Raw genomic sequence first — 24385 nt, 5'->3', positions numbered from 1 at the left:
TGAGAGTATTTTCAGCAAGTTATCAACATTGTGTATACTTTGAGGGGTGTCGATCCGCTACAAATACCTGTTGCTGTTCCCGCTGACGGCGCTTTTGCCCGTTCTCATCTTTTACTACTTCACCAACCATTACATCACTGACGCTCTGGTTAGCATTCAACGGAACAGGATTTCAAGGGACATCCAGACTGTCTTGTCGTCGATTGCCGCGGAAAGCAGGCAACTCCAGTCGGACGCGGAATCGCTGACCTACTGGTCACATATATACAATTTATTAATACAAAAGGATGTCCCGCCCCAAAGGTCGGAATTTTCCGTTCGAATTTCCACGCTTGAAGGCAACCCATCTGTTGCTCTTGTAACCGCAGATGGTGAAACAGTCAGTGTTTCAGGCCAGTTCGGCTCCGGCGAAGCCAGGATGATTGCAAATTCCGTCCCCGCACCGCAAGGAAACGTCGCGAGGGCGGGTCTTGCCTTGTTGGAAGGAAGGCCTGCGATTGTCGCCGTTTCGAATCTCCTCAGGGACGACGGCACCGGCCCGCCGAAAGGCAGATTCGTTGTGGCGAGGCGAATCGACGGGCGATTGGCGGGAGCATGGCAAACGCTTCTCCAATCGCAACTCGCGATTTTCTGCGCCGGAAGAGCTGTGATAATTCCGGAATCATCCATGCTGCAGCCCGATGTGCCGATGGGACTCTGGTCTAAAATTATGGGCGAATTCGGCGCCGGAGAAAAAACTTACTGGGTGAATTCCGATGATGAACTGGACCAACGAGCCTTCGTTCCGCTGACGGACATCGGAGGCAACATCATCGGCGCAATCCAGCTTACCGCGCCGCCTGAAAGCCTATTGCCGGTTAAAACCACACTGGACAGAACATCAATAATAATCTTTTCCGTTGCGGCGTTGCTTGCCACGATTCTGGCGTTCATTCTTAGTTTTTATATCGTAGGCCGGATCACCAGTCTGAACCTTGCAACGAAAAACCTCCTGTCGGGCGAGGGACTCCCAAAGGTTGCGACATCCTCTTTTATGCGCGACGAACTCGACGAGCTGCTGCTCAGCTTCAAGAGAATGAAGGAGGAGCTGGATACATATCTGCAACAACTGATATTTTCGGAGGTGAAATACAAGCGCGTAGTCAACAGCTCTATAAGCGGAATTTTCGTCTACGGCAAAGGGCAGTACCTCTTCTGCAATCCGCAATTCGAATCCATATCCGAATACACCATGGACGAACTCAATAAAATATCGCCGCTCGCTTACATTCATCCGGACGATATCGAATCGTTTGTCGAAAGCATCGTTTTTCAAATTGCAAAGATACCGGTCGAGATGTCGGAAGACACCAGGATAATCACAAAAAGCGGAAAAGAAAAAATCCTCAACTTCCGCGTCGAGTTTATTGAATACAAGGGGGAAACCTGCCTTTTGGCGCATGTTACCGACGTGACTGCTCAACGGCAGCTCGAACGCCAGCTTTTTCAAGCGCAGAAGCTGGAATCCGTGGGAACACTTGCGGGCGGAATCGCCCACGATTTCAACAATATTCTGGGCGGAGTAATCGGTCTTGCCGAAATGATCGAGGAGCGTTATCCGAACGATTCAAGACTGATGGAAATCACACAGCGCATTCTTAATCTTGGCCGAAGAGCGAACCGAATGGTAAAGCACCTGCTGACGTTCGCAAGGGGCGAAGTGGTCTCAAAGGAGGAAATCGACGTCACCGAAGCGATCGACCGCACGCTGGAAATTTTCGTTCTGCCGAAGAGCATGGACATCACGGTGGAAACCGATTACATCGCGACCGGCGCGCGGCTTCTGTTCAACCCGATTCAATTCGACCAGATGATGGTCAATCTCCTAGTAAACGCGCGCGACGCGATGCCGGACGGGGGGAAAATAAAAATCACGGTGGATAGAATCAAGCCCGCTGACCCGGCGTCCGGCCCGAATCTTATCGAAATCAAAGTTGCGGACAACGGCATAGGGATGCCGCAGGAACACCTTGACAGGATTTACGATCCATTCTTCACCACGAAGTCCGTTGGCAAGGGTACGGGTTTGGGTCTCGCCGTAGTGTACGGGGTGGTGGAAACGCATGGGGGGACGGTTTCCGTGGAAAGCAGAAAAAACGAGGGGACGACTTTCACGCTTCACTTCCCCGAAGCGGTTGAAGCGGTTTCCGTCGAATCCCGCGGCTGATCGGCACGCGCTTTTTTGGGCGTTTTTCCTAAAGCTCTTTCAGGATTAAATGAATCGAGTCGAGATAGCCGAGCGCGTGGATGGACGGAAACTCGCTTTGAACGGACTTGTCCAGTTGCAGAATCGGCACGGACATGGACTCCATGAAAGCCGTAACCGCCTGCAACGGGATTCCGGTGCATCTCGACAAAAACGCCGCCGCGGACTTTGTGAAATCGAATGGAACCGGAATGACCAGCCTCGAATACCCCAAAACGGAAATCAACAGTTCGATCATATCCTGGTAGGACATAACATCGTTTCCCGCAATCTCGAACTCCCTTCCGGAAAGATTCTCTTTCACGCACGCTTCCGCGAGATAGCTGACGACGTCGCCCACGTATATTGGCTGGCACGGCGTGGTGGCCGAGCGCATCATCCAAATAATCCGCAGCCTTGATGCCGCGGCATGCATCAGCCTGAAAAACATCCCCCACCTTCCCAATATCGGTGCCGTCCTGAAAATGCAATTCGGCAAGCCGCTTTCTTTCAATATCGCTTCCACATGCATCCTCGCAACCATCCCCGGCGGAATCGTTTTGCTTCTGTCGCAAAGCGGCCCGAGATAAACAATAAGTGGAGGATTCGGCACGTTGAGCGCCCTGCAAAGATTGGTCATCATCCGCTGGTCCAGTTCGGTCGCGGGACGGTCGGTTGCCGGGCTGGCGAGCGCCGATGCGAGATATATGACAACGTCCTCCGCACCGATCGCTCTTATGATGGAACCGGGCTCAAGGAGATCGCCCTTGACGATTTCGATATCGCGTATGTGACCCAGAATCGCGTCAGCCTGGCCCAAATGCCTTGCCATGACGCGGACGGGAGTGCCCGATTCGGACAGCCGGGCGACGAGTTCGCGTCCCACGAATCCCGTCCCTCCGATCACAAGTGCCATTGGCGGACTCCGATTGGTGGCTGCATAGGTCGGCGGTGGATTTTAGCATATTCGAACCGCAGCGCTTTTTGGGAGACGGCCCCAAATTCCTCACCGCGGCTTCGCCCGCAAGTACATCCACGCGACCGCCACCGCGAGCGTCGCCGCGGCAACGAACATTGCGGCTATCAGCATTTCGGCGCGGTTCGAATCCCGTTTTATCTTGGCAAGCCGGATATCCGCATCCAGCGAAATTTTTTCCATCCATCCGTCAACGCCGTGCAACGCTGCCTTCGCTTCGTCCAGCATGGCTTCGGGCGGGCCGCCGAACTGCGCCTTGCTTCTCAACGGCGGGGGGAGCAACCGCTCTTTCGACATCAATCCGGCCTGCTCCCTGCCCAGCTCTTTTACTTTTTTGGAGATTTCCTGAAAAACGGTTTTCATTTCGGCGATTCTCGAATGATGAACGCTTCCGGGAAAATGGCACGTCGCACAAAATCCGTCTCCGGCTTCGATCGCAGAATTCGAAGTTATTTCCGATTCCAACCGTTCCAAACCATGCGGCTTGTGGCATGCAGAGCAGTCGTTGTAGCCAAGCTCCCGGAATGCGTCATAGTGCCCCCCATTGGAATATGCTTCGGATATCGCCTTGTGGCACCCGGCGCAGGCCTCGAGGCCGGGGCGCGCTCCCGCGGGATTCGCTTCGCTGTGTGGCGCGTGGCAGTCGGCGCAAGTCAATCCGTATGTGAAATGCAGGTCGGCGGGAAGCGAGTTTTCGAACCTGGCGATTGCAGACTGGAATAAGGTTGATTTCGCGGCATGGCAGGAAGCGCAATCGGCATCGAATCCGGAATCGGCGGCGCGCACAGCCGCCGCGAAAACCAAAAGCATGACCGGCGCTAGGGACAACAGCGCACTTGTGGGAGATTTAATATTCACCGGCCGGATAATAACATCGAAAATTGGGCAAAAAAAATCCCCCGGGGTTGCCCCCGGGGGAGTCCCTTTCCGATTTGGAAAGCGAGATGCCGTCAATTAGAAGTTGACGAGCAACTCACCGCGGACGAGGGTGTTGGTGTCGTCCAGGCCGTCGGTCAGGCCGCCGTTGATGACGTCGAGGCCGATCGTCGCGTTCTCGTACAAGGGGTACTTGAACATGAAGCGCAGTACGCCGGGACGCTCCTCGAAGCGGCTGTTGCGGCGGTTACCGTCATAGAAGTAAACCTTGCCGAAAAGGCCGTTCGAGAAGGTGTGCTCGAGGCTGGCGCCCCATCCATCGAAGTCCGCCGGGAAGTAGTTCTTGCCCTCACGGCTGATGTTGAAGGCGTCGCCGCTCGCGGCCACCGTGTAATCCCACTCGCTGAACGGGTCGTTGTCCACGTTCGCGTAAACTGGAATACCCTCGAGCTGGCTGATCTGGGCGTAGGAGCCCACGAACTTGGTGTTGCCGTTGTTGTAAATGTCGAGATCGGCAACCCAGGAAATCGCGTCGAGACCCAGATCGTCGGGATCGCGGTCCGAAACGTTGTTGAGAACCCAGACGGCCTCGCCGCGGGCGCCATTCACCCAGTAGCTGTCAGCCATCCAAGGAATCTCGAAGTTGGTGCTGCCGCCGAAATAGAGCTCCTGGCCGTAGCCGAAAGGCACCGCCGAGAACTCGAAGTGGTAGGCATAGTCGTGACCGGGGACGGTGCCCTCGGGGCCGTTGTAGCCGATGCCCGCGACGACGAAGTCATCGCTCTCGGTCACGAAGTTGGTGTTCTGGTACGAACGGGTGGGAGCATACGAGAACGAGGGCGCAAGGCCCGCGCCGAGCGTGCTGACCGAATCGAGCCTGTAGGCGCCGGCCCAGAAGTCCCAGGTCTCGCCCCAGCTGGTGTCGAAACGGAAGCCGTAATCGCTCCAGAAACCGTTGTCGCCGGTCAGGCCGAAGTCGCCGAAGCTGAAGTACTGACGGCCGATCGTGAAGGTCGGCGTGTCACCGAAGAACGAGACCCAGGGGGTCAGGTCAACGGTCAACTTCGCAACGTCGAGTTCGGGCGTATCGGTCGTGCCCGCGTTGCCGAACGGAGGCGTGGCGGGCTTGGCGATGCCGTCGCCGGCCGACGGGATCATTCCGGCGATCATGCCGTGAGTCTCGGCATACACGAAGCTGAAGTCCAACTTCGAGATGTCGTTAGGCATGAAGTGAAAATTGAGGTTCCCGTACAGATCGTGACCGATGTCGGTTGCGAGGTCGGTCGGATTGCCATTGGCATCCATCGCCGCGTTGTTCTGCACGAAACCGCCGGTGCGGAAACGGATCATTCCGTTCACGTTCGTGTCGTGGATCATGCTGCGCAGGCGATCGATTTCGCTGCCCTGCTCGTCAAGGGCGGCCATGATGTCGTCCACCTGGACGCCGAGGTCGGCGAGCTCGCTGCGGAACTCCTGTGCGAGCTTCTCCAACTGAGCCTTGACTTCGTCGGAAACCCCGCCTGAAGCGGCCATTTCCTCAACCTTGTACCACACGCGCGCGATGACCTGGGCCATCTCGTAGCGGGTGATGGACTGTCCGCCGCGGAAGGTGTTGTCGGGATAGCCCTGAAGCAGGCCGTTGTCCTTGAGCATCTTCACAGCGGCGTACGCCCAGTGATCGGACGGAACGTCCGTAAACGGTCCCTGGGCGAATGCGGCGGTCGAAAGCATGAGCGACGCAACCAGCACCGCGAAAACCATGTAAATCTTGTTCATCTTTTACCTCGTTGGATTCGAATTACCCTCGGGGTACCGGCCCAACGCAAGTATCCAAGTTTCCTTGCAAAGCCATCGCACCCTGAAGGCATACTACACAGTAACAACGAAAGTACTTATCGCTTGAAGGACGGCTGCTGGCCCAACGAATCACCTCCTTTTGCCAGCGAATCCGCCGCTGAAGCGGTTGTAAGCTAAATATTGGCGGGAGCATCCGCGATTTCGGCGCCGTATTGAAGGCTACGGCGGGCGATGACAAGCGCCGCCCAACCGTCCGCTTTCGCTATTCCGAGAATGAGCATGAGCCAGTAAAGCCAGCTTAATCCGGCCGGCGCGCTTGATGCGTATAGACTCATCCCCTCGCGCGTCGATTTCGCTTCTTCCACCGTGACGGTGGAATATCCGCACCCCATTGATTCAATTTCACGCAACACACCTTCAGAACCCGTACGGCTTCCAACGGCAATGTACGAAACCGTATACCGCGCAAAAATGGGCGACAACCTGTTTTGCAGAAGGCGGCGCGGGCAGACCTCGGAATAAATCCGCGTACCGGCCCTGTCCACCACGGCGATTCCGCACTTGTGATTTCCCGGATCGATTCCGACGATCACGGGCTGGCTGTGTGAAGGCAAATGCTTGCGCAAAGGCATTCCAGGCAGAGAAGGATGTGCGGCGGCGCGCCCTCGGGAAAGGGCGATTCCTCGACGCTCCCCAACTTTAAATGTACGCTCCTCACAAACTGCGACCCAAACCGTCCGAAGGAACGGACACGACATTATACCCGCGCAACGCGGATTTGTCCAATGTCAAGGTTTCCGTAAGGTCATGTTGGCGAAAAATCGGGTACCACTGAAATGGGTACCGGTTATTACTTATCAACATATCGCATCTCTATCGTTTCGGCGTCGGTCAATCCCGGCGAAGACCCGAACAGAGTTTCGCTGTTTCGCACCGGCTCGTAAGTGCGGCGGTGGATGGCACACGGCCCGAGCCTTTCCAGCGCCGCCTTGTGCGCTTCGGTCGAGTAGCCGAAATGCTTCTCGAAACCGTATCCGGGATACTCGATTGCCGCGCGTTCCATCCAGGCGTCCCTTGCGGTTTTGGCCAGTATCGAAGCCGCCGAAATCTCCGGAACCAGGTCGTCTCCGTCAACAATCGCCTTGAGTTCGATTCCGAAAGGGGCCGGCAGCCTGTCGCCGTCAATCAGCGCCTGATCCGGGCGAATCGCGAGGCGCTCGACCGCGAGCCTCATCGCGTAAAGCCGCGCCTGCAGGATGTTTATCGAATCCACCACCGTGTGCGCTACGAATGCAATCGACCAGGCAACCGCATACGTTTTGATTTCCGCTGCAAGATGCTCGCGTTGCGAAGGCGAAAGCAGCTTGCTGTCCTTGAGCCTCCCGGCGGGCGCGACGGGATTCAAAACAACCGCGGCCGCGACGACCGGCCCCGCAAGCGCACCCACCCCTGCTTCGTCCACTCCAGCAACGACAGCCCCCGAAGGAAGCTCAATTACGGGCTTCTTACTCTTCATGCGCCGATTCCTCCGGTGCCTGTTCGGCTTCGCTCTCCGCCTGCGGCTCCGCAAATTCGTTTTGGAATTCCCCTAAACCGATGCCGCCCTGCCCCGATGTTTCGAATTCAACGGACGCGGAATGCGCTATTCCGTCAGACTTTCCATCATCCGTTTCATCGCGCGCGTGCCGCGCCCGCGCGCGCGCTTCCCGTATGTCGTGAATGAGCAGCACGAGTCCGATCATTATTGTGCCGACGACCGCGCTTGCGTCCGCAACGTTGAAGACCGGAAAATCTATCCATCCGAAACGCCCGTCCGCCCACCAGGGAATCTTGGTCGCGACGAAGTCCACAACTTCGCCAAGCCTGACCCTGTCCACGAAATTGCCGAATGCGCCGCCTATCTGCAATCCGAATGCGAGCGTCAAAATCCGGCTGGATTTGCCCCACCGCCTATACAGAATAAAAAGAAGCGTGATGAGGAGCGCGCTTACAAGTGCAAGCGCCTCCGGATGGCCGCGAAACCAGCTGAACGCCGCGCCCGTGTTGGTAGTGAGCTGCCATCGCAAATAGCCGTCTATTACTTCAACCGGCTCGCGGTAACCGTCGGTTCCGAACCGGTATGGAAATGCGCGAAATCTTGTGAAGTACTCCGCGGCGAAATGCCAGTAGCTGTCGAACGGCTTATGCAAATAACCCAGTTTATAGACCGCGAGGCATTTCGCAAGCTGGTCGGCGATGACTACGATAACCGAAATCGCGAAAAACGCGCCGACCAAGTCCTTCTTGTTGCGCAGCGCTTGCGAAAGTTCCTCGCCTTCATCGGCAGGCAAGCCGGATTCGGTTTCCATTTCGACAAGCTCGCCGCAGCTTGCTTCGGCTTCCGCCGCTTCAAAATCCGGTTCCGGTTGCGCGCTTACCTGCTCCGTCGGATCCGCAACCTCGCCTGCACGCGCAAAATGCGCCTGCCCCGGCGGGTTTTCGCCGATTTTGAATTGATTTTCCCGGGTCAATTGAGGCCTACTGGTTTTTTTCCAGCGAATTCTGACAGGAATAGCAATACTTCGCCCAAGGAATCACCTTCAATCGCGCCGGGTCGATGTGTTTGCCACACATCTGGCATTCGCCGTAGTAGTTGCCTTCTATCGCCTTCAGGGCGTCGTCAATGTCATGCAAGTTTTTTTCAAGCTGCAGTATCATCATTTCGTCGCGTTCGATTTCGCTGGACTCCGTTACGAAATCGCTGTCGGGATCTCCCGAATTGCGCTCGTAGACGCGCCCTTCGTCGAGCGACTTCTTTATCTTTTTGCGCAGCCCGATGATCTGCTTCGAGATGGCGGCTTGCTTCTCGACAAGCACTTCCTTGAACTTATCCGTATTGATCGTCTTGCTTGTAGCCATTTATTCACCTGTTAAACCCGAAATGCCCGGAGAAAGAATACGGGCAAAGTTCGCCCGAATCACTTCTCCAGCGTGCTCGATGGTCCATCCTTTAATCTCGGCCACCGCGCTAAGAACATAAAGCACGTTGGCCGGTTCGTTCCGGCTTCCCCTGACGGGTTTTGGCGCCAAAAACGGCGAATCCGTTTCAACCAGAATTAGATCGTCGGGCACCGCAGAAGCGAGCCTTCTGAGTGCCTCTCCGCCCGGAAAAGTAACGTTTCCGGCGAAGGAAACGCCGAATCCGTTCTTCTTAGCCCATTCAAGGGTTTCAGAACTTCCGTCAAAACAGTGAAATATCCCGCGACCGCCATAAGCGCTCTCTCGGAGCACTTGAACGACCTCGGGAGCAGATTCACGTGTGTGAATTATAACAGGTTTGTCAAACCTGCGCGCAAGAGACAGGTGAAATGCGAAAAGTTCCTTCTGTGTTTCAAGCGTATCCTTGCTCCAGTGCAGATCAATGCCGGTTTCGCCGATTGCGGCGATCCTTCCGGCGTTTTCGGAACAGATGCGTTCCAACTCCGTCATATCCCGCTTGAGCTTTGAAAAGTCGGCAGTGGGATGAATCCCCGCCGCGGCAAGCAATCCCGGCTCCCTGGAAGCCAGTTCCAGCGCCTCCTTGCTGGTCGCGATATCGTAACCAGGAACCAGCGCAAGCGACACGCCCCGCTCCCGCATGCGCGCGATTACCTCCGGCAAATCGTTAAAGTATTCGCGGTAAAGGTGGCAATGCGTATCTGTCAGCGGAATCAAGCGGCGAATCCTTTCCTTAAACTCTAAATGGGGAAGAACTTGACTTCCCCCGCCTCTTCCTCGGCCCGGACGCGGCGGTGCTCGTCGTACGTTCTCGCCTTGGAGCGGCGAACCGTGATTACCACGCCGCTGTATAACGTATCCTGAACTTCGACGTGGGCGGTTCCCAGCTCCACCAGCTTCTGCCGCAGCTCGTTCGAACTGCTTTCGCAGGCCGCTATCTCCTTCTTCAACGTCGCTTTGGCGGAAGTAAGTTTGGAATGCAATTCCTGTAAGGTTGGACTGGCATCCCCCTTGGCAACTTTTTTATCCATCAACTGCAGATGAGTATCTACCTGCGAAAGTTTGGTGCGCAGCACTTCCAGGCGCTTTTCGATTTGATCTATTTCCTGGTGGATGAACGGATTTGTTCCAACCGTGATTCTTGTCAGCGTTCCCATGTTGCTGCCCAGATTCGCCGCTTTGATAGTGCGGAGAGCGGAAACCTCGCCGCCGACTATCACCCCGTTTTTGGATGTTATTTCGATATTGCCTCCGCAGCGAATCGTCGAATGCCTGATTGCGTTTTTGACAACCAAATCACCCATCACGTCCAATGCGGCCGAATCCACTTCGCGAAACGAAGCGTTGCCGTTAACCACAATGACTGTCCCGCTTTTTCCGAAAACCGTGCCGTTTACGATCAAATCTTTGCCCACGCGGATGGTTGCATTTTCGATGTTTTCGCGCACGGTAAGCGTGCCGCCCACTTCAAGCTGAAATCCGGCGAGTATGTTGCCCGCGACGTCCACATCGCCCAGAAATCTGATGTTTCCTGTTGAATAGTCTATATCGCCGGGAATTTGGATGCGTGAAAGTATCGTGATTTTTCCGTCCACCCGGCATGCATGGCCTCCCGATTTTGCGAGCGCCTGCGTCCCGTCCTCGGACAACTCGACCATTTTGCCGACGGGAATTTTTATATCCTTCAGCTTTTCCGGCTCGATGCACTTCCCGCGGATGTCCATTCCTTGAACGCCCTCCCGTCCGGGCGTTTTGATCGCGAGAATCGCCCCGGCTTCGAAGTTGTTGAACCGCCCTATTTCGCGAAAATCAACGCTGCCATCGGACTTTTCCGCGACTTCGACGTCTTCCGTCAAAGGAAAGAAATAATCTATCCTCGGCTGTACGGTGGCTTGAACCGGCGTGCCTTTTGCGACGATCGCCGTATTCCCCGGTGCAAGCTTAAGCGCTTCCTCAAGGCCGTTTTCCAAAACACCTTGAGTCACCATGCGCTCGGATAGATATGCACGCAAATCTTCTTTGGTAAATCCCGCGGGTTCGGAAAGACACTTGAATTTCGCCTCCATCCAGTCCTGTGAAATCTGGAGACTCAGGCACTGCTCGATTTGCTTATCAATCTCCGACATTCTCGCACCCAGGCGTAACTCAAAGCAAAAATATCTGCGAAATCCAGGTTAGCGAAATATTTCCGAAAATCCCTTGGCGGGAATCCGTCTGACGAAATCGGATGCCTCGCTTCCCTGAAGCGCGGCCAAAACTTTGGGAATGTCGGAACTCGAATTAATTACGGCAAACAGCGTGTCCGGAATCTCTTCCGCTTCCCTCGGCTCGATGACGACAAGCGCGGGTTCAATGTCGCTCTGAATTGCGGGCAGCCTTAAAATCGCCTTGAAATACTGCCTAGACAGAATCATATCCAGAAACTCGTGTCCTTCGAGCAGCTGGAGGAAATCCCAGTTGACGAAAAACCCGATTCGCCCGTCCGCCGCCACAATTCTGCAAGCCTGGTCGATGTAATTCGCGACAAAATTATTTACCAAGCTTTGCTCGCCGCGGAACGTAAGGTTGCCCAAAATGACCTGGAAAAGAAGGTCAATGTCGTTTTCGGGATTCGGCGGCTGACCGAAAATTTCGGGAAGCTCCGTAAGGAAATCGCGGTTGACTATATAAACGTCTTCGAACCCGGAAAGGCGGGTGATTATGCGGGCTGCTTGGAAGAGAATCGGATCGGTTTCGATTCCGCAGAAATTGAAGCTGATGAAGTTGCCGATAAGGTCGTTGCGGTTGACGACGAACTCTTCTTTTGCTTTTTCTATCAGTGGCGTGTCGCGTGCGTCGAGAGTCAGCCTGGCGCCTTTTTGCGAAACGAGAAGCACAGAGTCGTTGTCTCCGAGCGCCCAGTAAATGCCCAGCATTTGCTCGTTGATGTAATTCAGAACGGCTACCGCAAGCGCGCCGGCCTGGGCCGCCGGATTAAGCACCAAATCCGAAAGCTTGGGCGCGAGAATTTCCACAAGCATCCGGTTGAATTCCTCGGGAATGATGCACCGCCGAGTCGAGTAATCCTTGTATCTGTGGTAAACGATGCGCTCCACTTTCGGAGCCGAAAGCGGACCGCCGAGTTTGATGGGATGATCGGACAAAGGAACAATATCGCTGTCGGAAACAAGACGCTCAAGAAACTCGTTTATGGCCGTGCGTTCCTTGGGTGAAAGGCTCATCTCTCGAGGAGAGTCCTCGACCCGCTGAAAGCTGGTCACCTTATCGAAGTCGCCGCCAAGCCCGAATGTTCCCGAATGCAGCTCCTCCAAAACGGGCGCGATTCCAGAAACAACTTCTTGAGCCGCGACGGGTTCGCGCTCCTTGATTTTTTCCGAGACGATCTTTTTTATCAAAACCTTTTTAAGCTCGCCGGAAGGCTTTCCAGCCTTTTGCTGCTTCTCGCGCTCCTTGGCGATTTGGGCGCGGATGAACTCGGATTCGAGGTTTCTATCCACTGATACCGCGGGTCTCGGTTTGACCTTTCCTGCCTTTGGTTCGCTCGCGGGAGTACCTGCCAGCCTCCAGTTTTTTCTATCGCGCTTGAACCTGGAATCGGCGAATGGATCGAATATGGCTTCCTTTTCCGACGCGAGTCCTGCACCGACGACCAGCTTGATTATTTCGCTTTCGGAAATGCTTCCGGGACGTTCCTTCATCAACTTGAACGCTTCATCGTTTACAAGGCGCCAGTGCTCCAGCCCCCAGCGTTTGCCCTGCTGCTTAAGTCCGGGTATCCTCGTCGCGTCAAGCGCCACGCAGTTGACTTTAATTCCCAGTTCTTTTGCAACCTTGCTTTTAAGGTCTTTTTCCGATAGGAACTTCCGTTCATCGGCAAGAACTTTATGGACAACTTTATGTTCCGGAAGCTTCTCGATATCCAGTTCGTACTTGTCGCCGGATTTTCTGAAGATGGGCTGGGAAGCAAGGACCGGCCTGACATAGCGCTCAAGCGCTTTTTCGACACTCACATTCGCGCGCATCAGGCGGCAAACTTCCTGCGCCAGTTCTTCTTCGGTCGCTGGACCGTCGAAGTACAGGTGCAGCTTGATGATGTCGACGTTCGAAAGCGTCGAACCCGCCTGTACACGAATGTTCACCATCTACAAACTCCCGTATCAAAACGCGCATTTTAGCAGACGAGTTAGTTATTGACAATATGCCGATTTTAATTGGTTTCTGTCGGCGCAGCAATCACGCCTTGTGAAAATACCAATCCAAATTCATAAGATCGATGCGGGCGCGTCGAAGAACAAGGTGTTGCGGGAAACCGTTTTTAATAAAATATGGTACAATGTACCTGCCGCTTGGAGCCGAAAGGACCGGGACGGTGGAAACATACGTTCGCAACTGCGCGCGTCCGCCAGCCCCCCTTTTTGCAGACCGCTTCGGTTGTCTGCCGCCGACTGCGGCCGATTGTGCGCCCGAAGCGGCTGCGGCCAACTTGGAAAGGGGATGCAAAATGAGTAAGTTTGTCGGAAAAAGCCTTGCACGCATGAAGCGGCAGGGCCGAAGTATCGTCGCAATTACCGCGTACGACCTTTTCACCGCATCCATTGCAAGGGATGCCGGCGTTGACTTGGTGCTTGTGGGGGACAGCCTCGGCAACGTGGTTCAAGGCGCCGACACGACGATTCCGGTTACGCTGGACGACATCGTTTACCACTCGCGCATGGTTGTTAGGGCAGTGGATGGTCGAATCCCGGTTTTCGCCGATATGCCCTTCGGCACTTTCAAAATCAGCGCCGAGGACACGGTTCGCAATGCCGTAAGGTTGTTTAAAGATTCCGGATGCGACGGCGTCAAACTCGAAGGCGCCACGCCCGATACCCTGGAAGCGATCGAGAAGCTAATTGCAATCGGCATTCCCGTAATGGGGCACACAGGATTTCTGCCGCAGACCGTGCACGCGTCCGGCGGCTTCAAATACCGCGGAAAGACCCCGTCGGACCGCGAAATAATCATCTCCGAGGCGGAATCGCTCGAAAATGCTGGGTGCTGCGCCATCGTGCTCGAATGCGTCGCGCATGGCGTCGCGGCGGAGATTACCAAGCGTATCGACGCGCCGACCATCGGCATAGGAAGCGGCCCGGGCTGTGACGGCCAGATTCTTGTCATCAACGACCTTCTGGGAATGTATCCGCAGCCGCCGTCGTTCGTATCGCCGTACAGCGACTTGCTTGAAAGGGGAACGGAAGCGCTTACCGCCTGGTCGCAGGACGTGCGCCGCGGAAACTATCCAAGGCGGGGAGAAGAGTTTGCCGATACGCCCGCGGTAAAAGAGGAAGCCTGATGGACATTTTCACCGATCCGCAGGAGCTGACGGGATTCGTTTGGCGGATTAAGCGCAATTACCATCTGAAGCTCTGGGAGGAGACCAGAGCCAAGCCCGGATATATTCCATTGGTTGGATTCGTGCCGACGATGGGAGCGCTGCACGAAGGACACATGTCGCTGGTCCGAAAATCCGTGGAGGAAAATCACTTCACGGTCGTAAGCATTTTCGTGAATCCGCTTCAATTCGGCCCATCCGAAGATTTGGGGAAATATCCGCGGCCGTTTGAAAAGGACAAGGCGATGCTTGAGGAAGCCGGGGTTGACGCGCTGCTTGCTCCGGACGCGGCCAAGTTCTATCCGGACGGATTTCAAACGCGGGTGGCTGTCGCCGAGGTGACGAAAGGCTACTGTGGAGAACGCCGGCCCGGTCATTTCGACGGCGTCACAACGGTGGTAGCGAAGTTGTTTGGAATCGTTATGCCCGATCGGGCGTATTTCGGCGAAAAAGATTACCAACAGCTTCAGGCTGTCAAAAGGATGGTTCAGGATTTGAGCTTTCCGCTCCAAATTGTGGCCATGCCTACAGTCCGCGAAACAGACGGCCTGGCCTGTTCGTCGCGAAACAGGTACTTGTCGGACGTGGAACGAAATGCCGCGCCCGGTCTTTTTGCCTCGCTTGTAAAGCTAAAGAAGGAATTTCTGAACGGGATCGCCGATGCACACAGGCTGGTGCAAATCGGAATGTCCGAAATGATGCGGCTGATGGGCTTTGTGGATGGATTCGGTATCGAGTATTTGGAAATAGCGGATCCGGAAACCCTTAAACGCCGCGAAATGGATGCGGAGCCGGGAGACGTGGCGCTGGCTGCGGTTCATTTCGGCTCGACCAGGCTGATTGACAACATACGGCTGTCCGAATCGGAGACGGCCTCTTGAGGTGGTTTCGATGCTTTTGTCGGTACTAAAATCCAAAATTCATCTTTGCACCCTGACGGGCGCCGACATCGAATATGAAGGCTCAATCGGGATTTCAAGAGAGCTTCTTGACGCAGCGGAAATACTGCCCTACGAGGAAGTGCTCGTCGCCAACGTAAGGGACGGCGCCAGGCTGACGACTTACGCAATCCCGCTGGACGAGCCTGGACAAATAGTGCTGAACGGAGCGGCAGCGCATTACGGAAAGCCGGGTGATAAGTTGATAATAATGACCTTCGCAAAGGCGGAGCCGGAAGAAGCGCGCAAGATCGTCCCCAAAGTGATTAAGCCGGGCCCGGACAATCGGGTCCGGTCGGACCGCAATTGAATATTGCCGAAATTTTGCAATATTCGTGTTGGATTTGCCATCGCCCCTGCGGGCAAATTCCGATATAGCATTCGCGCTCCGCGATGGTATATAATGACATCTCCCGTAATTCCGGAGCACAAATGGACGCTAGAACAGGCAGCATGGACAGCATTCTTCAGTCCGTCAAGGACATACCGCCCCTTCCGGCAATAATCCCGCGCGTGATGTCCGTGCTGAACGACCCCAATTCCAGCGTCAGCGACCTTTCGGAGGTTCTAGGCAGCGACCAGGCAATCGCCTCCAAGCTCCTGCGCTTGTCCAACAGCGCTTTTTACGGATTTCCAAAGCACATCGGGACAATCCAGGATGCCGTCGTGCTTTTGGGATTCAAAACCATCAAAGGCCTGATTTACGCTCTCAGCCTTTACAACAATTTCGACAAGCATGTCGCCGGCTACGAAATGCACAAAGGCGAGCTTTGGCGCCATTCGCTCGCCGTCGCCTTTCTTTCGCGCGACATAAGCACCCGAACGAAAACCGGCAATCCGGAACAGGCGTTCGTCGCCGGTCTGCTGCACGACATAGGCAAAACAATACTCGGCGAGTACGTCGAGCAAAACGTGGAAGAAATCAAACGGCTGGTGGAAAAGGAAAATTACACGTTCCCCGAAGCGGAAGAGAAAGTACTCGGCTTCAGCCACACCGAGCTTGGAGCCCGCGTCTGCGAAAAATGGAATCTTCCGGACGAGCTTCTCTCCGCGGTGCGCCACCACCACAATCCGGCGGAAGGAAAAGACGGCGGCCCGTTGGTTCCCGTGGTTCACATTGCCGATGCAGTATGCCTGATGATGGGAATCGGGCTGGGGCTGGATGGATTTTCGTATCACGTCGATGTTCAGGCACTGGCGGCTCTGGGTAAAGATTGGAGCTTTATTGACGATATCTTACGCGGGGCGCAGGCGAAATTGTTGGACATAAACAAGTTTCTGCCCGAATAACGCCCGCGAACCCGGAGTTTGAAATGGATATCGCCGGCAAGGATCTTACGCTCGCTGTCATCAGGAAGAGCCTCGACCTCCTCAACGCGCGCCAGGAGGCGATCGCGGGCAATCTGGCCAATGTCAACACCCCCGGCTACGTGCGCCGCGACGTGGATTTCGCAGGCGAAATCGCCCGCGCTCTCGGCGACTCCTCCGTGACCTCCAAAGACCAGCTTCTCGGCAGCATCAAAGCGATAGAGCCTGAAATCATCGAACAGCGCGGCATCGCTTTTCGTTATGACGGCGGCGGCGTGGATGTGGACAGGGAAATGGCCGAAGAAGCCCGCACGCACCTTCTTTACAATGCGTTTATTGGGCTGGCGGAAAAGCGCGGCAGGATGTACCGGGCCGTGATAATGGATGGGAGGGTATAAGCAATGAGCTTTCTATCAGCCCTAAACTCTTCCGCAAGCGGTCTTTCGGCGCACAGGGTCTGGATGGATCTTATCTCCGGCAACATCGCCAATGCAAACACGACGCGTACGGCTTCAGGCGGCCCATATACAAGAAAACTGGCTGTATTCGCAGATTTGACCGACGCCGAGGGAAATGTTCTTGGTGTAAAGGTATCAAGGCTTGCAGAAGATGCCGCGCCGCCAAGACTGGTTTACGAACCCGGGCACCCGGACGCGAACCCGGAAGGCTACGTTGCCTATCCGAACGTGGACATTATGCTTGAAATGGTTGACCTCATCGCGGCCAGCCGCGCCTACGAAGCGAACATCACCGCGATGGAGGCGGCCAAGGATATGGCCATGCAGACCATCGGACTTCTTCGCGCCTAGCTTCGAAGTATAGCTTCGCCGCTTGATGTGAGATAATGGTTGCGATGACCGAAATCAAACCAATCGAAGCGGTTTTCCGGCCGATTTCCCGGATCGGGGAATCGCCCGCCGGCGGCGCAGGCGCGGCGGATGCATTTCAAAATATCCTCGTCGAGCAAATCGAAAAGCTGTCCGAGCTGCATTCCAATGCGGACAATCTGGTCCGCTCTTTCGCCTCCGGGGCGGATGTTGATTTGCACGAAGTAGTGCTGGCGGTCAACAAGGCGGATCTTGCATTGATGTTCGCCATTCAGCTAAGGAACAAAGTTATCGAGGCTTATCAGGAAGTCACCCGCATGCCGGTATAGCGAACGGCGCGATTCCGGTGCATCATCCAAGCATTTTCCAGTCCAGTTTAGTGTCCGGTTCGATGTCTTGCAGCGCCCTTTTCCCGATAAGCAGCGCAGCATCCGCCGGGGAAATACCGTCACCAGGCCGCTTGTAAGCCAAATGATCGGCTGTCAGCGATTCCCCCTTGGAAATCCTGATAGCGGAATATACGCTTCTTCGGGCGATCGCCACCATCTCGTCCTCTCCTTGCGCGATTCCCTTTTCACCGGAGCCGAGCGATTCGCTGATCGCGTGTATTCCCGCAACCAGATCGGCCAGCTCTTTTGGATCGCAGCTTCCGGGAATATCGGGGCCGTCCATACTTTTGTCCAAGGCGAAGTGCTTCTCGATAACAGCCGCCCCCAAAGCGACGGCTGCGTAGCATGCCCAATTGCCCACCGTATGATCGCTGAACCCGACTGGAGTCCCTAGCGCAGCTTTCATCGTTGAAATCGCATTGAGGTTCGCAGCCGAGTACGGCGTGGGATAAAGCGTCGTGCAGTGAAGCATCGTTACTTCCGGCGAGCCCGACGACAGAGCCGCGTCCCTTGCGGCAATTACTTCTTCGATGTTTCCCATCCCGGTCGAGATAAACATCGGTTTTCCGAATTTCGCGATGTGCTCGATCAACGGCAGGTTGGTCAAATCGCACGAAGCGACTTTGAATGCGGGCACACCCAAGTTGTCAAGCAAATTTGCCGATTCGAAATCGAACGGGGTGGACAGAAAATCGATACCGGCGTCGGCGCAAGCCCGGGCCAGGCGGGCGTGGTCTTCATGGTTTAGCTCGAAACGCCTGAAGAAATCGTATTGACCGCGCGCGTCCCTTTTGCTGGCCAGTCCATCCGCCTTGAAACTTTGAAACTTGATTGCGTCCGCGCCCGCAGCGGCGGCTATTTCGATCATTTCCGCCGCGACATCCACGCTGCCGCAATGGTTGATTCCAGCTTCGGCTATAACGTATACGCGGCCCAGAAGCCTCTCCTCCCCGGCTAGACCACCTTTTCGGCAACGAACTGCGATGGAACTTGGACTACATCCTTGTTCAAGTTTTTCAACCCCGGATTCCGGCGAAAATAGTCAATTACATCTTCCAACCGGATGATGTCGCCTTCCGAGTAAAGTTCTTCGTAAATGGTCGAAAGCAAGTGGTAATCTTCTTCGGTATCCAGTGTGAGCCTAAGCTCCGGATTGCGAAGCGCCGCTGGAACGGCGATGTCGGCCATATGGAATCCGTGATATCCGCGTTTGTCGTGCAGATAAAACGTCACGTGCTCGCGGTAGATCGCGTCCCTGGAAACGTAGTCCAGCTTTTCCAGCGTTTTTCTTGTGAACGTTTCGACCATGGTTCCAAGCGGAAGATCGCTTTGGAAAACATAGTCGCATTCCGGATGGTTTTCGAGATATTCCACCTGCTCGTCTATGCCGTCGGGATGAACAAGCGGATTGTCCGCCGTCGCCCTGACAACAATGTCCGCTTCAGTTTCGAAGGCCGCGACGATGTATCTTTGCAGAACGTCGTACTCGCTGCCTCTGATTACCTTAACGCCGTATTCATCGCAAAATTCCACAAGTTTGTCGTCCGCCGGATTGACCGTGGTTGCAACGCAAACCTGATCCACCGTCCGCGCGCACTTGAGCCTTTCCAGGATATGCCAGAGAACGGGCCTGCCCGATAACGGGAGAAGGACCTTTCCCGGAAGCCGACTGGAACCTAGACGCGCCTGCAGGACGATGACCTTGTGCATAAGCTGTGCTCCTTGGAGAAGAAGTAAACGAGGTATGCAGGATTGAAATCCGCATGCATCCAGATTATAACATAATCCGCCGGAATAGCAAGATTCAAGAGGTCCGAGCCGATTTCACTAACGGTCACTTCAAAAGCATTCAGTCCTCCTGTTAGTGTATAATGAGTGTTCCGATTACGGGTGAAACATGCCTACCAAAAGTTCAGATCTGTTTCTCAACGATTTCTTGGCGATGATGGTTGAACTCAACGCGAGCGACCTTCACATCAAGTCCGGTGCTCCGATCGTCTTCAGAATAGACGGCAGGATCGTCAAATCCCCTTACATCGTCGAGAATGAAAAACAGGCGCGCGAACTTATCTATTCTTCGCTTAAAGAAACGCAAATAGCGAAGTTGGAACAGGAGCTGGAGCTTGACTACGCGTACGAACTGCGGGGAGTCTGCAGGTTCCGTGCAAACGCGTTTTTCCAGAACGGTTCCGTTTCGGCAAGCTTCCGCACGATCAAATTGCGCATACCGACGATTGAGGAACTGAATCTTCCCACCATTTGCAAGGAAATAGCAACGATTCCCAACGGACTGATATTGATATGCGGTCCGACCGGTTGCGGAAAATCCACAACGTTAGCAGCGATTATCGACTACATCAATCACACAAGGTCCAGCCGGATCATCACCATCGAAGATCCCATCGAATACGTCTACACCGACGACCTTTCGATGATCTGCCAAAGGGAAGTCGGCAAGGACACCAAACAGTTTTCGACCGCCCTCCGTGAAACCCTTAGGCAAGACCCGGATGTGATTCTTGTCGGAGAGATGCGCGATTTGGAAACCATTGCGCTCGCGCTGACGGCGGCCGAGACGGGGCACCTCGTCTTCGCGACCCTTCACACGCAAAGCGCCGCCAAGAACATAGACCGGATAATCGACGTGTTTCCCCCGGAGCAGCAGCAACAAATCAGACTTCAGGTGTCCCAAACCCTGCGCGCCGTCTTTTCGCAGACTCTCGTTCCGCGTTCCAGCGGCGCCGGCAGAGTCCCCGCAGTAGAAATCATGCTCGTAAATCACGCCATCGCCAATCTGGTCAGGGAGCAAAAGACGTTTCAGATCAAAACGGTCATTCAAACAAGCACGCGGCAGGGCATGCGGACGATGGATCAGGCGCTTGGCGAACTGGTCGCGAGAAGCGAGATCACCCTTGACGAGGCGGGAAGCCGTTGCGAAAATCTGGAGGAAGTAATGGAGGCAATCGCCAAATTCAAGCGCGGCGAAATGAGCCAGTCCAGGGCCGACTTCTCCAAACTGGCGCGGGAAGCCGAGACGGGAAACTCGTTGACGCGAGCTAGAAAGGGCTGATTCGAAGTGGTACAATCGCGCTTCCGTACCGAGACTTGAAATGAAAGTACTAATCACAGGCGTTTCCGGGTTCGCCGGGAGCCATCTTGCGGAGTATGTCCTCTCGCTCGGACACGAGGTCACGGGCACCATCCGCACCAGGAGCCCGCTTGAAAATCTGACCGCTGTTCAAGACAGGATCAAGCTTGCCACCTGCGAACTGACCGACCCGCACAGCGTCAGGCGCCTGTTCGCCGATTACTCGCCCGACTGCGTATTCCATTTGGCGGCCCAGAGCTTTGTCCAAGCAAGCTGGAACCACCCGGAGCAGACGATGATGAACAACATCGTCTCCCAGCTCAACCTGCTCGAAGCGATACGCGAGCGCGGATTCAATCCGATGTTCCTGGTAGCCGGCTCCAGCGAAGAATATGGCAAGGTGCGGCTCAACGACTTCCCCATAACGGAGGCCATCCCGCTCAAGCCGTTGTCGCCCTACGGAGTAAGCAAAGTCGCCCAGGATTTGCTCGGCTACCAGTACCACCAGAGCTATGGCCTAAATATCATCCGCACGCGGGCGTTCAATCACACCGGACCAAGACGCGGCGAGGTCTTCGTCACCAGCAATTTCGCCAAGCAGATCGTCGAAATAGAGCGCGGCGAGCGCGAAGCGGTGATTAAAGTGGGCAATCTGGACGCGGAACGCGACTTCACCGACGTGCGCGACGTGGTCAGGGCTTACTTCGCGATATTGCAGGACGGCAGGCCGGGCGACGTGTACAACATCGCATCTGGCAAGGCCAGAACGATTGCCTCGGTATTGGACATGCTGATTTCCATTTCCAAAGTGAAAGTTAAAATCGAGGTCGACAAGTCTCGGCTGCGTCCGTCGGATTTGCCCAAGCTTGAAGGCAGCTACGAGAAAGTGAAAAGCGCGGTAGGATGGCAGCCGACGATTTCATTCGAGCAGACGATGGCGGATTTGCTCGATTGGTGGCGCGCCAGGTTCAGGGCCGGATACAGGCCCTCCGAACAGCGGCACTAATCCTGAAGCCGCGCCTCGCAGCTTGCCCGCATATTTCAAACTCGTCCGAACGCGTACGGTTCGCTTCCGTCCTGTATAATCCGCCCGTTTTGGCAAGGAGACCCGATGGACAAGAAAAGCCTGGCATTTCTGAAGAAGCTTTGCGAGACCCCGTCGCCCGCAGGATTCGAGACGCGCGCGGTTGAGGCTTTCCTCGAATACCTCGAACCGTACGCCGACGAAACGACGACGGATTCCTACGGAAGCGGCATCGCCGTATTGAATCCAAAAGGCAAGCCGCGGGTTTATCTGGCGGGTCACGCGGACGAAATAGGATTTATCATCAACCACATTGACGACAACGGATTCGCAAGCTTCACCCAGCTCGGCGGCTGGGATTTGGCCGTGGTGGCGGGAAGGCGCGTCGGAATTTACACGCAGGACGGCCGCGTCGTCCCAGGCGTCATCGGCTCGACCGCGGTTCATCTGAAAGATGCGGACGAGCGCAAAAAGCTGCTCGATATGCACAAGCTTGCGATAGACATCGGCGCGAGGAACGCAGAAGAGGCGAAAAAGCACATCGCGGTCGGCGACGTCGCGGTGATGGATTATCCTTTCATCGAATTGATGAACGATAGAATAGTATCGAAAGCCCTCGATAACAAAATCGGACTATGGTGCGCGGCGGAGGTTCTGCGCACTTTCGCGGAAAGCAAGAAAAAATTCGATTGCTGCATCGTCGCAGGCGCGAACGTGATGGAGGAGATCGGCGGGCACGGGGCGAACATGCTCGCGCACTCGCAGCATCCCGACTGCGCGGTTGTCTACGACGTGACTCATTCGACGGACACTCCCGGACTCGAAAAGGCGAAGGTAGGCGACATACGCATCGGCGAGGGCCCGGTCATTTCGATGGGGAGCGCGAACAACCTTGCGATGGTGCGCAGATTCATCGCGGCGGCGGACAAGCTCAAAATGAAGTTCCAGACCGAAATCAACGCCGCGCGCACCGGCACCGACGCGGACAGCGTCTTCCGGGTCCATGGCGGCATCCCGACGATCGTGATATCGCCGCCCCAGCGCTATATGCACACGCCCGTCGAAATGATCGCCAAGAAGGATCTGGACGACATCGTCGCGCTCACCGTGCAGTTCTGCCGCGACCTGAAGCCCGGCGAGAAAATCACGCCGACGCCCTGGCCGAAAAAACGCAAGTAGCGCCCTGACCTTCGCATTCTGCGTGCTAAACTTCCGCCGGTGAACAATCCCGACGGCTCGGAGCGGCTTACTGGCGGAATGCCCCGCCCCGAAGATGCGCCCCTGAGCGCGCTGCGCCCGCGCACGCTTGCGGAATACGTAGGCCAGGAGCAGCTGAAAAGCAACCTTTCGGTGATGATGCGCGCCGCCAAATCCCGCGGCGAACCTCTCGAACACGTGCTGTTTTCGGGGCCGCCGGGGCTTGGAAAAACGACCCTCGCGCACATAATCGCCGCCGAAATGGGCAGCGAAATCACCGCCACTTCCGGCCCCGCGCTTGAGCGCGCCGGCGACCTCGTTTCCATCCTGACGAACCTCGGCCGCGGCGACGTGCTTTTCATCGACGAAATCCACCGCATGAACCGCGTCGTCGAGGAAACTCTCTACCCCGCGATGGAGGACTTCGTCTGCGACATCGTGCTGGGCAAAGGCCCCGGCGCCAAGTCCATCCGCCTTCCCCTGGAGCGCTTCACCCTGGTCGGCGCGACCACGCGCAGCGGCCTCCTTACCGCCCCCCTCCGCGAGCGCTTCGGTGCGCTGCACCACCTAGAGCTTTATCCGCCGAATGAGCTTGTGCTCATCCTAAAGCGCAGCGCCGGAATCCTGAAAACCGAACTCGCGCCCGGCGCCGCCGAATCCATCGCCGCCCGCAGCCGCGGCACCCCCCGCGTCGCCAACCGACTGCTCAAGCGCGTCCGCGACTTCGCGCAGGTGGAGCAAAATCGCAGCATCGACGCGGCGTTCGTGGACTGGGCGCTGGGCGAGCTGGGCATCGACGCGCTGGGTCTGGAGCGCATGGACCGCCGCATCCTTTCCGCCGTCGCCGAGAAGTTCCAAGGCGGCCCAGTGGGGATGGAAACGCTGGTGGCGGTGCTGGGCGAGGAGTCGGACACCCTCACCGACGTGTACGAGCCGTACCTTCTGCAGCTCGGCTTCCTCGTGCGCACGCCGAGGGGCCGCATCGCCACGCGGGCGGCGTACGAATATCTGGGGCTGCCTTTCCCGGAGCACCTTGCCGGCGCGGGGGAGGAACAGCGCACGCCGGGGCTGTTCGAGTAGGGCGGGCAATGGCTCGCCCGCAAGTGAGTAGTGAGCAGTGGAAAAGGGAGCCGAGGCTTCAGCCTCGGAATTGTTAAGGCCGGCAGCCGCCCGTCAAAAGTACAAAGTGAACAGCACAAAGATGAAGACTTGTTGCGCTCGGACGCGGCCGCCGATACCACACCGCCATGGCGGCCCGCCGGATGGCCGCCGCAATACCCGCCGCATCCGCCGCGACTTTGTGCGCGGGTTCGCCCCGCCGAACCTATGCCGGACCTATGCCAAATTGCGCGACGCGGGGAAAGGGCGAGGGTGCAAGGAGATGGGGAGTGGGG

The 24385-nt window shown here is 56.0% G+C and carries 24 protein-coding genes; 12 read left to right on the top strand and 12 right to left on the bottom strand.

Annotated elements, in window-relative coordinates; translation table 11 throughout:
- Positions 1 to 46 precede the first annotated feature (46 nt).
- The gene (locus HRF49_02970; GenBank protein ID MEP0813613.1) at positions 47 to 2206 is read left to right on the top strand and encodes a PAS domain S-box protein; all 2160 of its coding nucleotides are present in this window, start codon (positions 47 to 49) and stop codon (positions 2204 to 2206) included.
- Between the two features lie 28 nt (positions 2207 to 2234).
- On the opposite strand, the gene HRF49_02965 is transcribed toward HRF49_02970, so the two are convergent.
- The 10 genes from HRF49_02965 to HRF49_02920 form a co-directional block, all read right to left on the bottom strand.
- Complete coding sequence (locus tag HRF49_02965; GenBank protein ID MEP0813612.1) at positions 2235 to 3140, bottom strand: NAD(P)H-binding protein; 906 nt, start codon at positions 3138 to 3140, stop codon at positions 2235 to 2237.
- Positions 3141 to 3230: 90 nt separating this feature from the next.
- Positions 3231 to 4058, bottom strand: coding sequence for a cytochrome c3 family protein (locus tag HRF49_02960; protein MEP0813611.1), 828 nt, complete (start codon positions 4056 to 4058; stop codon positions 3231 to 3233).
- 96 nt (positions 4059 to 4154) lie between these two features.
- Positions 4155 to 5852: an S-layer homology domain-containing protein gene (locus HRF49_02955; GenBank protein ID MEP0813610.1), complete on the bottom strand. Its 1698-nt coding sequence runs from the start codon at positions 5850 to 5852 to the stop codon at positions 4155 to 4157.
- Between the two features lie 194 nt (positions 5853 to 6046).
- On the bottom strand, positions 6047 to 6499 hold the full coding sequence (locus HRF49_02950) for a hypothetical protein (protein ID MEP0813609.1): 453 nt from the start codon (positions 6497 to 6499) through the stop codon (positions 6047 to 6049).
- 224 nt (positions 6500 to 6723) lie between these two features.
- Positions 6724 to 7389 (bottom strand): ribonuclease HII, encoded by a 666-nt coding sequence (locus tag HRF49_02945; GenBank protein ID MEP0813608.1) that lies wholly within the window; start codon positions 7387 to 7389, stop codon positions 6724 to 6726.
- Positions 7379 to 8383, bottom strand: a complete 1005-nt coding sequence (lspA, locus tag HRF49_02940; protein MEP0813607.1) for a signal peptidase II — start codon at positions 8381 to 8383, stop codon at positions 7379 to 7381. The genes HRF49_02945 and lspA overlap by 11 nt, the downstream gene beginning before the upstream one ends.
- Before the next feature lie 7 nt (positions 8384 to 8390).
- A complete protein-coding gene (locus HRF49_02935) occupies positions 8391 to 8771 on the bottom strand; it encodes a TraR/DksA C4-type zinc finger protein (protein MEP0813606.1) in 381 nt (126 codons plus the stop codon).
- The gene (locus HRF49_02930) at positions 8772 to 9566 is read right to left on the bottom strand and encodes a TatD family hydrolase (GenBank protein ID MEP0813605.1); all 795 of its coding nucleotides are present in this window, start codon (positions 9564 to 9566) and stop codon (positions 8772 to 8774) included.
- Positions 9567 to 9589: 23 nt separating this feature from the next.
- On the bottom strand, positions 9590 to 10975 hold the full coding sequence (locus HRF49_02925) for a DUF342 domain-containing protein (GenBank protein ID MEP0813604.1): 1386 nt from the start codon (positions 10973 to 10975) through the stop codon (positions 9590 to 9592).
- A gap of 48 nt (positions 10976 to 11023) precedes the next feature.
- Complete coding sequence (locus HRF49_02920; GenBank protein ID MEP0813603.1) at positions 11024 to 12991, bottom strand: hypothetical protein; 1968 nt, start codon at positions 12989 to 12991, stop codon at positions 11024 to 11026.
- Between the two features lie 359 nt (positions 12992 to 13350).
- On the opposite strand from HRF49_02920, the gene panB reads away from it, so the two are divergent.
- The 7 genes from panB to fliE all read left to right on the top strand — a co-directional run bounded on the left by panB (position 13351) and on the right by fliE (position 17622).
- A complete protein-coding gene (gene panB / locus HRF49_02915) occupies positions 13351 to 14181 on the top strand; it encodes a 3-methyl-2-oxobutanoate hydroxymethyltransferase (GenBank protein MEP0813602.1) in 831 nt (276 codons plus the stop codon).
- Entirely contained in the window at positions 14181 to 15101 is a 921-nt protein-coding gene (locus HRF49_02910; GenBank protein ID MEP0813601.1) for a pantoate--beta-alanine ligase, read from the top strand. Before panB ends, HRF49_02910 begins: the two co-directional genes overlap by 1 nt.
- 10 nt (positions 15102 to 15111) lie before the next feature.
- On the top strand, positions 15112 to 15468 hold the full coding sequence (locus HRF49_02905) for an aspartate 1-decarboxylase (protein ID MEP0813600.1): 357 nt from the start codon (positions 15112 to 15114) through the stop codon (positions 15466 to 15468).
- Between the two features lie 122 nt (positions 15469 to 15590).
- Positions 15591 to 16448, top strand: coding sequence for an HDOD domain-containing protein (locus tag HRF49_02900; protein ID MEP0813599.1), 858 nt, complete (start codon positions 15591 to 15593; stop codon positions 16446 to 16448).
- A gap of 23 nt (positions 16449 to 16471) precedes the next feature.
- The gene (gene flgB, locus HRF49_02895) at positions 16472 to 16864 is read left to right on the top strand and encodes a flagellar basal body rod protein FlgB (protein MEP0813598.1); all 393 of its coding nucleotides are present in this window, start codon (positions 16472 to 16474) and stop codon (positions 16862 to 16864) included.
- 3 nt (positions 16865 to 16867) lie between these two features.
- Positions 16868 to 17275 (top strand): flagellar basal body rod protein FlgC, encoded by a 408-nt coding sequence (gene flgC / locus HRF49_02890; protein MEP0813597.1) that lies wholly within the window; start codon positions 16868 to 16870, stop codon positions 17273 to 17275.
- Between the two features lie 44 nt (positions 17276 to 17319).
- The gene (gene fliE, locus HRF49_02885; GenBank protein ID MEP0813596.1) at positions 17320 to 17622 is read left to right on the top strand and encodes a flagellar hook-basal body complex protein FliE; all 303 of its coding nucleotides are present in this window, start codon (positions 17320 to 17322) and stop codon (positions 17620 to 17622) included.
- A gap of 22 nt (positions 17623 to 17644) precedes the next feature.
- On the opposite strand, the gene HRF49_02880 is transcribed toward fliE, so the two are convergent.
- Together HRF49_02880 and HRF49_02875 are read right to left on the bottom strand one after the other, a co-directional pair.
- Positions 17645 to 18550 carry an N-acetylneuraminate synthase family protein gene (locus tag HRF49_02880; GenBank protein MEP0813595.1) on the bottom strand — a complete coding sequence of 302 codons (906 nt, stop codon included), beginning with the start codon at positions 18548 to 18550 and terminating at the stop codon, positions 17645 to 17647.
- Between the two features lie 86 nt (positions 18551 to 18636).
- Positions 18637 to 19392: a glycosyltransferase family protein gene (locus HRF49_02875; GenBank protein ID MEP0813594.1), complete on the bottom strand. Its 756-nt coding sequence runs from the start codon at positions 19390 to 19392 to the stop codon at positions 18637 to 18639.
- A gap of 187 nt (positions 19393 to 19579) precedes the next feature.
- Here HRF49_02875 and HRF49_02870 point away from each other — a divergent pair, with 187 nt between their 5' ends.
- From HRF49_02870 to ruvB, 4 genes are all read left to right on the top strand, one after another.
- Positions 19580 to 20752: a type IV pilus twitching motility protein PilT gene (locus HRF49_02870; protein MEP0813593.1), complete on the top strand. Its 1173-nt coding sequence runs from the start codon at positions 19580 to 19582 to the stop codon at positions 20750 to 20752.
- A 40-nt stretch (positions 20753 to 20792) separates the two neighbouring features.
- The gene (locus HRF49_02865; protein ID MEP0813592.1) at positions 20793 to 21776 is read left to right on the top strand and encodes a GDP-mannose 4,6-dehydratase; all 984 of its coding nucleotides are present in this window, start codon (positions 20793 to 20795) and stop codon (positions 21774 to 21776) included.
- A 105-nt stretch (positions 21777 to 21881) separates the two neighbouring features.
- Complete coding sequence (locus HRF49_02860; GenBank protein MEP0813591.1) at positions 21882 to 22973, top strand: M20/M25/M40 family metallo-hydrolase; 1092 nt, start codon at positions 21882 to 21884, stop codon at positions 22971 to 22973.
- Between the two features lie 78 nt (positions 22974 to 23051).
- Positions 23052 to 24071 carry a Holliday junction branch migration DNA helicase RuvB gene (ruvB, locus tag HRF49_02855; protein ID MEP0813590.1) on the top strand — a complete coding sequence of 340 codons (1020 nt, stop codon included), beginning with the start codon at positions 23052 to 23054 and terminating at the stop codon, positions 24069 to 24071.
- Positions 24072 to 24385 lie beyond the last annotated feature (314 nt).

This window comes from bacterium, from assembly GCA_039961635.1.
GTDB lineage: Bacteria > 4484-113 > 4484-113 > JAGGVC01 > JAGGVC01 > JABRWB01.
Note: the sequence above shows the minus strand (reverse complement) of the source record. Positions and strands in the feature narration are given on the sequence as shown.